The following is a 14,461-nucleotide window of genomic DNA, read 5'->3' on the forward strand; positions in this document are numbered from 1 at the left end:
CCGCCTTACTTGACGGCAGCGTCGTAGAAGCTGAAGTCGAAGGCCTCGGCCACCGGAACGGTTTCGGAAGCCGAACCGATCTCCTTGGTGTAGGCCATCATCTGTTCGACCGCCGGGACGACCGTGTGCGGATCGGCGACGAACTTCGACCCCGGCCCCTTGAAGGCGGCTTCCAGCGTCGCCGGCTCCATCAGGCCCTTGCCGAGATAATTGTTCACGATCTTGGCGGAACCGGCCGGATCCCTGGCGATCAGTTCGACCGCGCGGATGTGGGCCTTGACCAGCGCCTTGATGGCGTCGGGATTCTTCTTCAGCACCTCGGCGCGTGCGGAAACCACGGTGCCGGGCTGGTCCGGGAACATCTGCGCGCCGGTGGCGACCAGCATGACGTTCGGATCCATCTGCTGGGTGACGGTCACCGTCGGCTCGCGGATGGTGGCGGCGTCGAGCGCACCGGCCAGCAGGGCCTGCTGCGTCTTCTCGATGCCCATCGGCACCAGCTCGACATCGGCGGGATCGACCTTCACCACCTTGAACAGCCAGTGCTTCAGCACGGTATCGGGAACCGAGCCCGGCGGCTGGGTGCCGATCTTCGGCTTGCGGCCGGTGTCGGCGGCGAATTTCTTGAAGGACTCCGCGGTCGGCGTGGTGCCCACCGCCTTGGCGAAGGGGCCGCGGGCGGCGACCACCATCTCTTCCACCGCTGAATTGGCGATGACCGAGATGTCGGCACCCTTGGTGCGGGCGACCAGCACGGGAGCGACACCGGCATAGAGCAGGTCGATCTGGCCGGCGGCCATTGCCTGGATCGCGTGCGGGCCGGATTCGAAGCGGGTCAGCTTCAGCGCAATCCCGGCATCCTTGGCCCAGCCCTGCCCATCGATGATGAACAGCGGCGACGCTGCGAGAATGGGAATATAGCCGATTTCCAGCTTCACCGGGTCGGCGGCGTGTGCGGTGCCCGGCATGACGGCAGCGGTCGACGCGGCAGCCGACGCGAGGGCGACCAGGGCGGCAAGGGTGGAGCGACGGGTCAAGCGGAGCATCGGATCGTCCTCGGCTAAGGTTCCGAAGCTATTTAGCACGGTTGCCCGAATGGGGAAGAGAGATTTTCACATAACAGGAAAAGGGAATTAGCAATTTAACACGTTATCATCGTATTATCCTTGGGCCGAAACCGCCTGGAACCGCGGAAAATGTGGGTTCGGCGCGGCGCTGGCGGTTCGGCTTCAGGTCTCGGTCAGCAGGTAGAGCGACACGCCGCAGAGCGAGACTCCCACCATCAGGATCGCCATGGCGATGCGCGTCCAGAGCGTGATGTGCGAATCGAGCGGGTCGCAGAGATCGTCGTCATCCATGGTCGGGTTTCCGTCACTATGAGGAAGCCGGCGTAAGGCAGCCGCCGGCTTTCGGTGACGGTAAGCGTTAGCGGTGCCGTGTTGCGGCGATGTGTCCCGCGGACGGTTCTGTGTAACGCTTGGTAACGGCTTCCCTGATGGCTACAGGGTGCAGGTTACAGCCCCTCCACCACGATCATCTTGAAATCGGCGGCATCGCGCCGGGCCTCGCGGGCCTTGCGGTATTCCGGGCTGTCGTAAAAGGCCTTGGCAGCCGCCACGTCGGGGAATTCGAGGATGACGATGCGGTTGGGCTGCCACCCACCTTCCAGCACCGCCGTCTCGCCGCCACGGCTGAGGAAGCGTCCGCCGTTCTTGGCGATCGCGTCGGGGGTCAGCGACTTGTAGACCTCATAAGCGACCGGATCGGTCACACGCACGTCGGCGATGATGTAGGCGGTCATCGGTTCCACACCCTCATTGATGGTCTTTGAGCCCAAAAGGAACGGGCGCGGGAAGCCTCGCCTCCCGCGCCCGTTCCGGTCAACCGCTTGATGTGCCGGTCAGGCTTCCATCGCCTTCACCACCTCTTCGGTGACTTTCTTGGCGTCGCCGAACAGCATCATGGTGTTGGGGCGGAAGAACAGCTCGTTCTCGACACCGGCATAGCCGGCGGCCATGCCGCGCTTGATGAAGAACACCGTCTTGGCCTTCTCCACGTCCAGGATCGGCATGCCGTAGATCGGGCTGGTCGGATCGGTCTTGGCGGCCGGGTTGGTCACGTCGTTGGCGCCGATGACGAAGGCGACATCCGCCGTGCCGAAGTCACGGTTGATGTCCTCCAGCTCGAACACCTCGTCGTACGGCACGTTGGCCTCGGCCAGCAGCACGTTCATGTGACCGGGCATGCGGCCCGCCACCGGGTGGATGGCGTACTTCACGTCGACGCCCTCGTGCTTCAGCACATCGGCCATCTCGCGGAGCGCATGCTGGGCCTGGGCCACCGCCATGCCGTAGCCGGGGACGATGATGACCGACTGGGCGTTCTTCATGATGTAGGCGGCATCTTCGGCCGAGCCGGCCTTGACCGAACCCTGCGGGCCCTTGGCAGGACCGCCGGCCGCGGCACTCTCGCCGCCGAAGCCGCCGAGGATGACGTTGAAGATCGAGCGGTTCATGCCCTTGCACATGATGTAGGACAGGATCGCGCCCGAGGAACCGACCAGCGCGCCGGTGATGATCAGCAGGTTGTTCTGCAGCGTGAAGCCGATGCCGCAGGCCGCCCAGCCCGAATAGCTGTTCAGCATCGAGATGACCACCGGCATGTCGGCGCCACCGATCGGCAGGATCAGCAGGAAGCCCAGCGCCAGCGCCACGACGACGATCAGCCACATCGCGACATCGGCGTTCGACTGTACCAGCCAAATGATCAGGATGACGGTCAGCACGCCCAGCGCCGCATTGAGCGGGTGCTGCATCGGGAAGACCAGCGGCTTGCCGGTGACCAGCCCCTGGAGCTTGGCGAAGGCGACGATGGAGCCGGTGAAGGTGATCGCACCGACCGCGGTGCCGAGCGCCATCTCGATCAGCGAGCCCTTGGCGATGGCGCCGCGCAGGCCGATGCCGTAGGCCTCCGGCGAGTAGAAGGCGGCGAGCGCAACGAACACCGCGGCGAGGCCGACCAGCGAGTGGAAGGCGGCGACGAGCTGCGGCAGCGCCGTCATCTCGATCTTCTTGGCGACGACGTAACCGATGGCGCCGCCGATGGCGATGCCGAGCACGATCATCCAGTAGGACTGGACGATGGGCGAGGCCAGCGTGGTCAGGATGGCGATGGTCATGCCGACCATGCCGTAGATGTTGCCCTGGCGCGAGGTCTCCGGGCTGGAGAGCCCGCGCAGCGCCATGATGAAGCAGATGGAGGCGACGAGATAGAGAAGGGCGGACAAGGTTTCCATGGTCTTACTTGCCCTTCTTCTTGAACATGGAGAGCATGCGCTGGGTCACCAGGAAGCCGCCGAAGATATTGACGGACGCCAGGATGACGGCGAGGAATCCCAGGACCTTGGAGAAGCCGAAGCCGGCCGGGCCGGCGGCGACGAGCGCGCCGACGATGATGACCGACGACACGGCGTTGGTGACGGCCATCAGCGGCGAATGCAGGGCCGGGGTGACGCGCCAGACGACGTAGTAGCCGACGAAGCAGGCCAGCACGAGCACCGTCAGGCCGGTGACGAAGAAGCTGCCATGACCGCCGGCGGCCTCCGCGGCGGGCTGCGCCGCGTGCGCGACCTGGGCGGCCAGTTGGTCGGCCTGCTGGCCGAGCGCCGCGAGGTTCGCCTTCAGCTCGGCAATACGGGCGGACAGTTGGGTCTGATCCATTGCGGTAAGTCTCCTCGGGCGCCCGGTCAGCCGGCGAAGGCGGGGTGAACGACGGCGCCGTCGCGGGTCAGCGCGATGGCCTTGACGATCTCGTCGTCCCAGTTGACGACGATGCCAGTGTCCTTGCCGTGCAGCGACGTCAGCAGCGCCAGCAGGTTCTTGGCGTAGAGCAGCGACGCGCTCTCGGCGATGCGGCTGGCATAGTTGGCGTGGCCGACGATCTTCACGCCGTTGGCCGTGGTCACCACCTCGCCCAGCTTGGCGCCCTCGACGTTGCCGCCCTGCTCCACCGCCAGATCGACGATCACCGAGCCCGGCTTCATCGACGCCACATGCTCCGCCGTCACCAGGATCGGCGCCTTGCGGCCGGGGATCAGTGCTGTGGTGATGACGAGGTCCTGCTTCTTGATGTGCTCGGCGACCAGGGCTGCCTGCTGGCGCTTGTAGTCGTCGGACATCTCCTTGGCATAGCCGCCGGCGGTCTCGGCCTGCTTGAACTCGTCGTTCTCCACTGCGACGAAGCTGCCGCCCAGCGACTGAACCTGCTCCTTCACCGCCGGGCGCACGTCGGTGGCCGAGACGATGGCGCCGAGGCGCTTGGCGGTGGCGATGGCCTGGAGGCCGGCGACACCGACGCCCATGATGAAGGCTCTCGCCGGCGGCACGGTGCCGGCGGCGGTCATCATCATCGGAAAGGCGCGGCCATATTCCGAGGCGGCATCGACGACGGCCTTGTAGCCGGCGAGGTTGGCCTGGGAGGACAGCACGTCCATGACCTGGGCACGGGTGATGCGCGGCATGAACTCCATGGCGAAGGCGTTCACGCCGGCATCGGCGTAGGCCTTCACATGGTCGCGGCTGTTGTAGGGATTGAGGATGGCGAACAGCAGCGCGCCCTTGCGGATCAGCGCCAGTTCGTCCTCACCACCTTCCGCAGCGATCAGAGGGCGCTGGACCTTCAGCACGATGTCGGCATCGGCCAGCGCCGAAGCCTGGTCGGCGGCGATGACGGCCCCCGCCGCCTCAAAGGCTGCGTCGGTGATGCTGGAGCCGAGACCGGCCCCGCTCTCCACCACCACGTCCAGTCCCAACCCCTTCAGTTTCTTCACCGTTTCCGGTGAGGCGGCCACGCGAAGTTCGCCCGCACGTCGCTCCTTTGGAATGGCGACTTTCATTAGATAAAACTCCCCTGCCTCAAATACGCCGATCCCGGCATCCCCCATGGGTTATCGGCACAGACGACGCGCATACATGCCGGATCCATGTGACTTTGTGAAGCCGAACCCACCGATGGTAATACCAGCCTATTGGGTGCGCCGCAACAAAGGGAATGGCTGCGTAGGCCTATCGTACGATTGTTTCATCGGAACAGACAAATCAGCCACGGGCTGTTCAAATTCCGGCGACGCTTTCGCTTGTACGAAGGAATTGCCGCGACGCGATGACGCAGCCGTGCCCCTGCCGTGCACCGGCGCGGCACATCGCCGGCTTGCCATTCTCCCCGCCCGCCGATATTGTCCCGCCCCGTTCACGAACACCCCCATCGTTTGAGGTTTTGCCATGTCCGACGTCGGCGGCATCGCGGCGGATCGCCTGAAGTCCTTTGTCGAGCGCATCGAGCGTCTCGAAGAGGAAAAGCGCGGTCTGCAGGAAGACATCAAGGAAGTCTACGCCGAGGCGAAGGGCACCGGTTTCGACACCAAGATCATCCGGCAGATCATTCGCCTGCGGAAGATGGACAAGGCCGACCGCCAGGAGCAGGAAGCCATCCTCGAACTCTACAAGGAAGCGCTGGGCATGGTGGAGTGACGGGTTTCCGCCACTCGCCCAAGCCACAGGATTTACCGAAGCGGCGGCCCCATCAGGCCGCCGCTTCGCGTTCAAGCGCCTCGCCGGCACGCCCCGCCAACGTCCCCATGACGTTGGCGATCAACGCCAGACCGGCCCCGCCGCCAGCACCATCCAAAGTCAGGATCGATTCGGGGTGGAACTGCACGGCAGCCAGCGGCAGCGACCGGTGCTCGATCGCCATCACCGTCCCGTCCTCCGTCTCCGCCGTCACCCGCAGGTCCGGCGGCAGGCTGTCGCGCCGCGCCACCAGCGAATGATACCGGCCGGCCCGCATCCCCTGCGGCAGCCCGTCGAAGAGCCCGCTCCCCTGATGACGCAAGCTTGAAGCCTTGCCATGCATCGGCTCCGGCAGGCGGTCCAGCGTCGCACCGAAATGCTCGACCATGCCCTGCAGTCCCAGGCAGACGCCGAACACCGGCACACCGAGATCGAGCGCTGCCTGCACGCTGCCGCCGACATCGAAATCGGCCGGCCGCCCCGGTCCCGGCGACAGCACCAGCAGGTCGGGCGGATCGTTGCGCAGGGCGGCACGCGCGTGGGTGTGACGCAGCGTCGTGACGCTGGCGCCGGTCTGCCGGAAATAGTCGGCCAGCGTATGGACGAAGCTGTCGTCATGATCGACCAGCAGCACCCGCTTGCCCTCGCCACTCCCTTGCCCGCTCCACCGGACACCGCTCTCAACCACCGACAGCCGGGGGCCGGCACCGCGCACCGCGTCGAGGAAGGCCGACGCCTTCAGCCGGCACTCGGCGTCCTCGGCATCCGGATCGCTGTCGGACAGCAGGGTGGCGCCGGCGCGGACGAAGGCAACCCCGTCCTTCATGCGGATGGTGCGCAGGGTCAGCCCGGTGTCCATCCCGCCGTCGAAGCCGATGCGTCCGAACGCCCCGCCGTACCAGCGGCGCGGCGAATGTTCGGTATCCTCCAGGAACTGCATGGCCCAGCGCTTGGGCGCACCGGTCACCGTCACCGCCCAGGTGTGGGTGAGGAAGGCATCCAGCGCGTCGAAACCCTCGCGCAGCCGCCCTTCCACATGATCGACGGTGTGGATCAGGCGGGAATACAGCTCGATCATCCGCCGGCCGATCACGCGGACGGAGCCGGGTTCGCACACCCGCGCCTTGTCGTTGCGGTCGACGTCGGTGCACATGGTCAGCTCCGCCGCATCCTTGGCCGAGTTCAGCAGCGTCAGGATCTGCGTCGCGTCGGTCAGCGCATTGCTTCCGCGTGCCACAGTGCCGGAGATCGGACAGGTCTCCACCCGCCCCTGGCCGACACGCACATACATTTCCGGGCTGGCGGCGACCAGGAACTCGCCGTCGCCGAGGTTAATCAACGCCTCGTAGGGGGCGGGGTTGGCAGTGCGCAGACGGCGGAAGATCGTGGCGGGGCTGTCGGCGCAGGGTTCGGCGAAGGTCTGGCCGGGGACCACCTCGAACAGGTCGCCGAGGTTGAAGGCCTCCTTGGCCGCCCGCACCACCTGCTGGTACTCGCCGGGGGCATGGTCGCACTCCGCGGCGGCGTTGGTGTCGGGTCGGTAGCCATGGGCCCTCCCGCCACCCGCGACACCCTCAGTCGAGACGCCGTCCACCACGAACTCGTAGGCGAAGCGGCGCGCCACCCCGGCGGCATGGTCGACCACCAGCAGCCGGTCGGGCAGATACAGCACAAGGTCGCGCTGGTCGTCCGGCCGTACCAGCCGGCGGCGGATCGGCTCGAACTGGAAAGCGAGATCGTAGCCGAAGGCACCATAAAGCCCCAGGAACGGCTCGTCCGGGCAGGCGAACAGTGCCATCAGCGCCCGCAGCACGCTGAAAACGGAAGGCTGGCGACTGCGCTCCTCCTCGGCAAAGACCCCGGCCGGACGGCGCACCAGGGCGGTGACCCGGCCGGCAGTGATCTCCAGCCCGACGAGCGCCTCATGCCCGTCCAACGCCCCGGCCACGGCCGGCAGCAGCAGGCGCCCACGCGGATTCAACGCATCGATGCGCACGGTCCGGCCGCGGGCGGTCACCGACAGCGGCGGATCGACGAAGCCCAGCGCCTGGCGCCGGTAGCGGCCGGGCGCCTCCACCCCGCCGGACAGCAGCAGCCCGCGCCGCTCGTCGAGCGCAGTGACCAGCGCATCGACCGCCTCGGCCGGCACCACCGGCTCGGCGGTGCGGTGCAGGCCGAGGCCACCACCGGTCGTGGCCGCGAACGGATCGAGGAAGGCAGGATCGGCAAGGAACAGGTGGGACGGGATCATGACGGCGGTGCTCCGGTTCGGGCGTCTTTTCGGTGACGCCACCCGGTGCTTCCGCCTGCCTGTCCGTTCTTCCGCTGGGCGACCCGCTGTGACGGGTCAGGAAAAAAGGCCGCTCCGGATGCACCGGGCGGCCTTTTGTTTTCAATCCACGCTCACGCGCGTCGCCAGGCCGGCCCGTTGGAGACGGGCCACCACCAATGCTGCGACAGGAGGGGCGAGGACATGTTCATGACCGCAACCGCAACACAGGGCGGGCTGCCTGTCAAGTGCTCCCTTTCAAGCGTTCCCTGTCACACCCGATCCTGCGGCGGGGCGACGGCGTAGCTGCTGAGGTCCTCCTTGCGGCGCTCGTCCGACGGCAGACGGCCCTTGACCAGGAAGCTGATGTTCTCCGCCACGTTGGTGGCATGGTCGCCGATGCGCTCGATCGACTTGGCGGCGAACAGCAGGTGGGTGCAGCCGGTGATCTGCGCCGGCGTCTCCATCATGTAGGTCAGGAACTCGCGGAACAGCGCGGTGTAGGCGGCGTCCACCTCCCCGTCGCGGTCACGGACGGAGGTGGCAAGCTCCGGATTCTGTTCGGTATAGGCGCGGCGCATGTCGCCGATCATCGCCTGCACCATCCGCCCCATGCGGACCAGCGAGGCAACCGGCGGAGCCACCGGCAGGGTCGACAGCGTGACCGCGCGCTTGGCGACCGAGCCGGCGAAATCGCCCATGCGCTCAAGGTTGGAGGCGATCTTCAAAGCGGCGACGATCTCGCGCAGATCCTTCGCCATCGGCTGGCGGAGGGCCAGCAGACGGACGGTCATCGCCTCCACCTCCGCCTCCAGCCGGTCGATCTCGGCGTCGCCTTTCAGCACTTCGCCGGCGATATCGGCATCGGGGCCGGCCAGCGAATCGAGCGCCAGCCCGACCTGCCGCTCCACCAGTATGCCCATGCGGTCGATGGCGCTGCGCAGCGCCGCCAGTTCGGTATCGAAAGCAGCAAGCGTGTGTCCACCCGACATAATCCCCAACTCCTTGTTCTCACTTGGCTGCGACCGGCGTTTCCGCGCCCGGCGCCCCGCAGATGGGGCCTGACGCCGTCGACGCCAAGCCACCGCAGCACTGGAAGCGGCATTAACCTTTGGCATAGATTATTTCGGAACACTGGTCTATCGATGGACCACGCAACCATGCAGACCGGACAGGATCGATGACACCGCACGAGTTGGTTGCCGTGCTGGAAAAGCACGAGCGCTGGCTGAAGAGCAAGTCGGGCGGTTCGCGCGCCAACCTGACCATGGCGAACATGGAAGGGTCGAACCTGTCCGGGGTCAATCTGGCCCAGGGCAAGCTGTCCGGCGCCAACCTGTCCCATTGCGACCTGTCGAACGCCAATCTCAGCACCGCCGACCTGTTCGCCGCGCACCTGACGAAGGCCGACCTGTCGGGCTGCAACCTCTATCGCGCCGACCTGCGCGGCGCCCATATGCGTGGTGCCAAGCTGAAGCGCGCGATCCTCAAGGAGGCCGACCTGCGCGGCGGCGCCCTGCTGTATGGCGGACATGGCGGCAAGAATGGCAAGGGGCTCGATTTCGTCCGCTCCGACCTGTCGGGCACGGATTTCGACGATGCGTCCCTGAACAACGCCAACCTGTCGGGCGCCGACCTGACCGACGTGTCGATGAATGGCGCCGATTGCGAGGGTGCGCTGCTGACCGGCGCCACGCTGATGCGCGCCAGCATGAAAAGCTGCAATCTCGCCCGCGCCGACCTGCGCGGCAGCAACCTGTCGGGCGTGAATTTGCAGGGAGCGGTGCTGCGCGACGCCAACCTGACCGGCGCCATGCTGGCCGGAGCCAACCTGCGCAACGCCGACCTCCAGGGGGCGAAGCTGGAGGGTGCCGATCTGGCCGGAGCCGACACCACCGGCGCCAATCTGGCGCGGTCGGCCGATAATTTCTCGGTCCAGATCCAGCAAGCGCTGCACAGCCATTACACCTGGATCAACACCAATGGGACAATGGGCGCCAGGGCCGACCTGACCGCTGCCGACCTCAGCCACATCGACCTGACGGGGGTCAACCTGTCGGGCGCCAATCTGAAGCGGGCCAATCTCAGCGGCGCCAAGATGCGCGAGGCGCTGCTGATCATGTGCGACATCTCCGAAGCGGTGCTGGACGGCGCCGATTTCAGCGGAGCGATCCTGGACGGCGCCAATCTGCGCGGCGCCAACATGACCGGGATCCGGCTGGACGGGGCAGGAGTCGGCTGGGTCGATATAAAGGGACCGGATGGCCAGCCGACCGGTCGCCTGTGGGCGGCGAACCTGACCGGTGCAAAGCTGACCGGCAGTTCCTGCGTCCGTACCAATCTGCGCGGGGCCAATCTGTCCGACTGCGATTTCAGCAACGCCAACCTGACCGGGGCGATCCTGAGCGACGCCAACATCCGCGACGCGAAATTCACCGGTGCCAACCTGACGGGTGCCAGCCTGCCGCCGCCACCGGACCCGGACGACGATTGACCCGAGAGGCGGCTGATCGAAAGGACGGCCGCTCCGGGCAGGTGTTCCGAGATCGACTGAAACGGGACGGAGGGAGCGGAGGTCCGAAGCGGCCGAGCGCTACCTCTCGTCCCGTCCGCCGCCGTCTTCGCCGTCACGGGCAGCCGCACAGGCGGCGTTGAGGTTGGCGCCGACACGGCGCAGAACCTCCAGAGTCAGGTCCAGATCTGCCGGCGCAATGCCGTCGATGGCGATCTGGGCGATCTCCGACGCGCTGGGCATCATGGTCTGACGCAGGGCCCGGCCCTTGTCGGTCAGAAAGACGTTCATCTTGCGGCGGTCATGGCTGTTGCGCACGCGCTGAACCAGCCCCTGGCTCTCCATCACGTTGACCGCGGTGACCGTGGTCGGCTCCATCATGCCCACGCGGTGACTTAGCTCCCGCTGGGTCAATCCGTCCTCTTCCCACAGGGCACGCAGAAAGAACCATTGCCCCATGCTGACCCCCGACCGCGCGATGCGTGTCTGGAGGGCGCGGGCGAAGGCGCGATTCACGTCCCGGACGACGAACGATAAAGCACCGTCGGCCGAACCGGCCGCGTCTTCCGACTCGCCGGGGCGTTCCGACTCCCACCCCTTGACAGACGCCTCCATACCGACAATCTCTCTGCCGTCGTTCCCGTGCCCACAGCCACCCCAGCCCGCCGGCTGCATTGGACGGACAGCCGCCTGTCGAGGCGACGCCGCCGCAGTGCATCCACCGGGTCCATGCCTGTCTGGTAACACCACCTTGACACGAGTGGGCATGGCTGCGTCATCCAATCATAACGTGTTGTGTGCAAAGCGCAAATCAATTGCGCAGCCACCTGTCACCGGCATGCAATGATATGTCGGTTTTGGTCATCCAAATCACCGGCGGAGTAAGCAGAACACATTCACCGACTCTTCGCATGGCCGACTTGTGTCACGTCCATCTTTTTGGTGCCGTCGGTAGACACCATATCCGCATATGATGATCGATATGATCATTGCCAATTGGATCGTTTTTATTTGGCAATTCGTACAGCACCAGAGCGTTAAATGAATATTTCGCTAAATTGTTGATAATTTCCTTCCGACCACTTGCAACTGCCGCGACCTTTGGTCACACAAGCCCCGAACCGCCCGTTACAGGAGCCGTGAGCCCGCAATGACCGCTTCGCCAACCGCCCCTTCGTCCCGTACCGTCACCGTCGCCGCCACCCAGATGGCCTGCAGCTGGGACCGTGCCGCCAACGTCGATGGCGTCGAATCGCTGATTCGCGAGGCTGCCGCCATGGGCGCGCAGATCATCCTGCCGCAGGAGCTGTTCGAGACCCCCTATTTCTGCAAGGACCAGAAGCAATCGTTGTTCGAACTGGCTGCGCCGGCCGACGGTCACCCGGTGATCGAACGGATGCAAGCCCTTGCGCGGGAGCTGTCGGTGGTCATCCCCATCAGCTTCTTCGAGAGGGCCCGCAACGCCTATTACAACTCGATGGCCATGGTCGATGCCGACGGCAGCCTGCTGGGCATCTATCGCAAGTCCCACATTCCCGACGGTCCCGGCTATCAGGAAAAGTTCTATTTCAGCCCCGGCGACAGCGGCATCCAGGTGTTCAAGACCCGCTACGCCACGGTCGGCTGCGCCATCTGCTGGGACCAATGGTTCCCGGAGACGGCGCGTGTCATGGCGCTGAAAGGGGCGGAGATCCTGCTCTACCCCACCGCCATCGGATCGGAACCGCAGGACTCCTCCATCGACAGCCAGGGCCATTGGACCAGGGTGATGCAGGGCCATGCCGGCGCCAACCTGATGCCGCTCGTGGCCTCCAACCGAGTCGGGGTTGAGCAGGGGGAAAGCTGCGCGCTGACCTTCTATGGCTCGTCCTTCATCGCTGGCCCGCAGGGGGAGATCGTGGCGCAGGCCGACCGCGAGAGCCGGACGGTCCTGACCGCCAGCTTCGACCTCGACCGCATCGCGGCGCAGCGTGCCTCCTGGGGCGTCTTCCGCGACCGCCGGCCAGAGCTGTATGGCGCCCTGCTGACGCTGGACGGCGAAACGAACCCGCGTCGCTGACCGGTCGAGAGGGGAGCTGACACTGGCGACCGGCACCGGCCGCAGCGGCGTCAGACCGTCAGCCCCCTCGCCGTTCCCGAATTGCGTCCGGCATTGCCGAGCCCCTGTACCGCGCCATAGGCGGCGGCAGCGCGTGCGGATGCCGTATCGCCACCTTGCTGGCGCTGTTCCGATTGGGCTTGCAGCTTCGCCGCATCGGCCTGTGCAGCGACTCGCAAATCCTGAGGCGAGGGATCGGCCGGAGCGAGCGCCGCGGCCTTGACCTGCTCCATCTTGGCGACGGTGGCCGCCGGTTCCGATTCGGCGCTGACATCGATCGGCACCTCGCCCGCGGTGGCGTAGTTCTTGCCGTCCGGACCGCGGGTGAAGGTGAAGGAGGCGCCGCCGGCATGGGCACCGCCTGCCGCCTGATGCGCCGCCTCATGCTGGCGGACGCTGGTGTCGGCCTGCTTGAGTTTCTGGACCTGCTGCCGGGCTGCGTCGGACAGGGTGACGCTGTCGGCGGAGCCGCTCTCGCCATCCTGAGTGCCGGATGCTTGAGCACCGGATGCGCCCTTCCCATCCCGCCGCAGCGGTACGCTGCGCGGGGTGGAATAGGGTCCGATCGACGGGCTGGAGATGGAAAGGTCGGCAGCCACCGCCCGCATCCTCACTCAGATGCCGAACTTCCCATCAATTTAGGACGATTCGTCCGCACCGGCAACGGTATGACCATCCCCGCAGCCGTCCCGCTGCCTCAGTTCTGCTCGAAGCCGGTCAGGACATTGGCGACATTGACGCCCAGATCGTCGACGGCATAGCCGCCTTCCAGCACGAACAGGGTCGGCAGGCCGATTCCGGCGATGGCGGCGCCCATGCGCAGGAAATCCTCCGACAACAGGCGGAAGCGGGAAATCGGGTCGCCGCCATAGGTGTCCGCACCCAGCGACAGCACCAGCGCGTCGGCGCCGAACTCGCGGATGCATGCCGCCGCGACGGCCAGCGCCTGGGCGTAGCCGTTCCAGTCGGTCCCCCAGGGCAGCGTCAGGTTCAGGTTGGCACCTTCCCCGGCGCCTGCCCCGGTCTCATCGGCATGACCGCAGAAATAGGGGAACTCGTCGGCCGGATCGGCATGGATCGACAAGAACAGCACATCGCCGCGCTCCCAGAAGATCTCCTGGGTGCCGTTGCCATGGTGATAATCGACGTCCAGCACCGCCACGCGCGCAGCCCCGCCGTCACGCAGGGATTGCGCCGCGATGGCCGCGTTGTTCAGGAAGCAATAGCCGCCGTAGAAGGCGTGGCCGGCATGGTGGCCGGGGGACGGCACAGCGCAAAGGCGCTGCGGTCACCGGCCCGCAGCCGGTCGGCGCCTGTCAGTGCGCTGTCGGCTGCGGATGTCGCGGCCCGCCACGTGCCCGCGGTGATCGGCGTCCCCGCATCGAAAGAGTAGAAGCCGAGCCGCCCGTCGATGGACCGGGGCACCCGCCGCCGCGACATTCCCGGCGCCACCCAGTTCAGCGGCAGCGCGTCGATGTCGGCACCATGCTCCGCCACCCAATCGTCCCAGGCGGTCCGGAGAAAGCCGAGGTAGCCGGCGTCATGCACCCGTTCCAGCGGGTCGATGCCGTGACGGGTGGGCTCCACGACCGGCCCCAGCCCGACCGCCTCAATCCGCGCCCGGACGATGTCGGCACGCGCGGGCTTCTCGTAACAGGGAACGAGTTGGCCGTCGTTGAGTTCGGACCGGCCGGCCTGCAGCCGGTGCTCTTCGCTGTGGATGACGATCACGCCGTTGACTTTCTTGACTGTTTCGCCGCCCCGGAAAGGTTCGGACCGGCGGAAGGCGGCCTCATCATAGCGCCGCCCCGCCATCCATGGATGCCACCCTTTTGCATGGCGCCCCGGACGCAGGCCATTGCCATTCGGCCTATTGCACGCGATAGTGTTCAGCGTCGATCACTCGCGCTGTGCGGGTGATTGCTGGGGTTGTTGGACATCCATGTTGGCTGCTGCGTGCAGGATATTCGCCCGAATTGCGCCCGGGTCGGCGTTGATTCTGTGGGCGTGCGCCG

General features: G+C 66.2%; 13 protein-coding genes and 1 pseudogene. 3 read left to right on the forward strand and 11 right to left on the reverse strand.

The window, feature by feature from the left end; translation table 11 throughout:
* Positions 1-5: 5 nt before the first annotated feature.
* The 6 genes from ACWPN8_RS09425 to ACWPN8_RS09450 form a co-directional block, all read right to left on the reverse strand.
* Positions 6-1,046 (reverse strand): ABC transporter substrate-binding protein, encoded by a 1,041-nt coding sequence (locus tag ACWPN8_RS09425; RefSeq protein ID WP_492240609.1) that lies wholly within the window; start codon positions 1,044-1,046, stop codon positions 6-8.
* Positions 1,047-1,229: 183 nt separating this feature from the next.
* Positions 1,230-1,358 carry a hypothetical protein gene (locus ACWPN8_RS09430; RefSeq protein WP_282188102.1) on the reverse strand — a complete coding sequence of 43 codons (129 nt, stop codon included), beginning with the start codon at positions 1,356-1,358 and terminating at the stop codon, positions 1,230-1,232.
* A gap of 155 nt (positions 1,359-1,513) precedes the next feature.
* Complete coding sequence (locus ACWPN8_RS09435; RefSeq protein WP_109096623.1) at positions 1,514-1,801, reverse strand: DUF1330 domain-containing protein; 288 nt, start codon at positions 1,799-1,801, stop codon at positions 1,514-1,516.
* A gap of 99 nt (positions 1,802-1,900) precedes the next feature.
* Positions 1,901-3,295 (reverse strand): NAD(P)(+) transhydrogenase (Re/Si-specific) subunit beta, encoded by a 1,395-nt coding sequence (locus tag ACWPN8_RS09440; protein ID WP_492240610.1) that lies wholly within the window; start codon positions 3,293-3,295, stop codon positions 1,901-1,903.
* Between the two features lie 4 nt (positions 3,296-3,299).
* The gene (locus ACWPN8_RS09445; protein WP_045582195.1) at positions 3,300-3,719 is read right to left on the reverse strand and encodes an NAD(P) transhydrogenase subunit alpha part 2; all 420 of its coding nucleotides are present in this window, start codon (positions 3,717-3,719) and stop codon (positions 3,300-3,302) included.
* Positions 3,720-3,745: 26 nt separating this feature from the next.
* A complete protein-coding gene (locus ACWPN8_RS09450; protein ID WP_492240611.1) occupies positions 3,746-4,894 on the reverse strand; it encodes a Re/Si-specific NAD(P)(+) transhydrogenase subunit alpha in 1,149 nt (382 codons plus the stop codon).
* 385 nt (positions 4,895-5,279) lie between these two features.
* On the opposite strand from ACWPN8_RS09450, the gene ACWPN8_RS09455 reads away from it, so the two are divergent.
* Positions 5,280-5,528, forward strand: coding sequence for a DUF2312 domain-containing protein (locus tag ACWPN8_RS09455; RefSeq protein ID WP_012973951.1), 249 nt, complete (start codon positions 5,280-5,282; stop codon positions 5,526-5,528).
* Positions 5,529-5,580: 52 nt separating this feature from the next.
* On the opposite strand, the gene ACWPN8_RS09460 is transcribed toward ACWPN8_RS09455, so the two are convergent.
* Positions 5,581-7,818, reverse strand: coding sequence for an anthranilate synthase (locus ACWPN8_RS09460; protein ID WP_492240612.1), 2,238 nt, complete (start codon positions 7,816-7,818; stop codon positions 5,581-5,583).
* A 290-nt stretch (positions 7,819-8,108) separates the two neighbouring features.
* Positions 8,109-8,828 carry a phosphate signaling complex protein PhoU gene (gene phoU / locus ACWPN8_RS09465; RefSeq protein WP_109452707.1) on the reverse strand — a complete coding sequence of 240 codons (720 nt, stop codon included), beginning with the start codon at positions 8,826-8,828 and terminating at the stop codon, positions 8,109-8,111.
* Between the two features lie 188 nt (positions 8,829-9,016).
* Between phoU and ACWPN8_RS09470 the strand changes: the two genes are divergently transcribed.
* Positions 9,017-10,330: a pentapeptide repeat-containing protein gene (locus ACWPN8_RS09470; RefSeq protein WP_492240613.1), complete on the forward strand. Its 1,314-nt coding sequence runs from the start codon at positions 9,017-9,019 to the stop codon at positions 10,328-10,330.
* Positions 10,331-10,429: 99 nt separating this feature from the next.
* Here the strand turns inward: ACWPN8_RS09470 and ACWPN8_RS09475 are convergent, their stop codons facing one another.
* Positions 10,430-10,963 (reverse strand): MarR family winged helix-turn-helix transcriptional regulator, encoded by a 534-nt coding sequence (locus ACWPN8_RS09475; protein WP_109446337.1) that lies wholly within the window; start codon positions 10,961-10,963, stop codon positions 10,430-10,432.
* 535 nt (positions 10,964-11,498) lie between these two features.
* Between ACWPN8_RS09475 and aguB the strand changes: the two genes are divergently transcribed.
* Positions 11,499-12,407: an N-carbamoylputrescine amidase gene (gene aguB / locus ACWPN8_RS09480; RefSeq protein WP_492240614.1), complete on the forward strand. Its 909-nt coding sequence runs from the start codon at positions 11,499-11,501 to the stop codon at positions 12,405-12,407.
* 50 nt (positions 12,408-12,457) lie between these two features.
* Here the strand turns inward: aguB and ACWPN8_RS09485 are convergent, their stop codons facing one another.
* Both ACWPN8_RS09485 and ACWPN8_RS09490 read right to left on the reverse strand, forming a co-directional pair.
* Entirely contained in the window at positions 12,458-13,054 is a 597-nt protein-coding gene (locus tag ACWPN8_RS09485; protein WP_492240615.1) for a putative metalloprotease CJM1_0395 family protein, read from the reverse strand.
* Positions 13,055-13,143: 89 nt separating this feature from the next.
* Positions 13,144-14,261, reverse strand: a pseudogene (locus tag ACWPN8_RS09490) (histone deacetylase family protein).
* Between the last annotated feature and the right edge of the window lie 200 nt (positions 14,262-14,461).

Source organism: Azospirillum sp. UENF 112521, from assembly GCF_058780665.1.

Bases quoted from the DNA above. Each gene is read 5' to 3' on its own strand.
- phoU (WP_109452707.1), bottom strand. From the start codon at position 8,828: ATGTCGGGTGGACACACGCTTGCTGCTTTCGATACCGAACTGGCGGCG.
- ACWPN8_RS09450 (WP_492240611.1), bottom strand. From the start codon at position 4,894: ATGAAAGTCGCCATTCCAAAGGAGCGACGTGCGGGCGAACTTCGCGTG.
- ACWPN8_RS09455 (WP_012973951.1), top strand. From the start codon at position 5,280: ATGTCCGACGTCGGCGGCATCGCGGCGGATCGCCTGAAGTCCTTTGTC.
- ACWPN8_RS09460 (WP_492240612.1), bottom strand. From the start codon at position 7,818: ATGATCCCGTCCCACCTGTTCCTTGCCGATCCTGCCTTCCTCGATCCG.
- ACWPN8_RS09470 (WP_492240613.1), top strand. From the start codon at position 9,017: ATGACACCGCACGAGTTGGTTGCCGTGCTGGAAAAGCACGAGCGCTGG.
- ACWPN8_RS09430 (WP_282188102.1), bottom strand. From the start codon at position 1,358: ATGGATGACGACGATCTCTGCGACCCGCTCGATTCGCACATCACGCTC.
- ACWPN8_RS09435 (WP_109096623.1), bottom strand. From the start codon at position 1,801: ATGACCGCCTACATCATCGCCGACGTGCGTGTGACCGATCCGGTCGCT.
- ACWPN8_RS09445 (WP_045582195.1), bottom strand. From the start codon at position 3,719: ATGGATCAGACCCAACTGTCCGCCCGTATTGCCGAGCTGAAGGCGAAC.
- ACWPN8_RS09425 (WP_492240609.1), bottom strand. From the start codon at position 1,046: ATGCTCCGCTTGACCCGTCGCTCCACCCTTGCCGCCCTGGTCGCCCTC.
- aguB (WP_492240614.1), top strand. From the start codon at position 11,499: ATGACCGCTTCGCCAACCGCCCCTTCGTCCCGTACCGTCACCGTCGCC.
- ACWPN8_RS09475 (WP_109446337.1), bottom strand. From the start codon at position 10,963: ATGGAGGCGTCTGTCAAGGGGTGGGAGTCGGAACGCCCCGGCGAGTCG.
- ACWPN8_RS09485 (WP_492240615.1), bottom strand. From the start codon at position 13,054: ATGCGGGCGGTGGCTGCCGACCTTTCCATCTCCAGCCCGTCGATCGGA.
- ACWPN8_RS09440 (WP_492240610.1), bottom strand. From the start codon at position 3,295: ATGGAAACCTTGTCCGCCCTTCTCTATCTCGTCGCCTCCATCTGCTTC.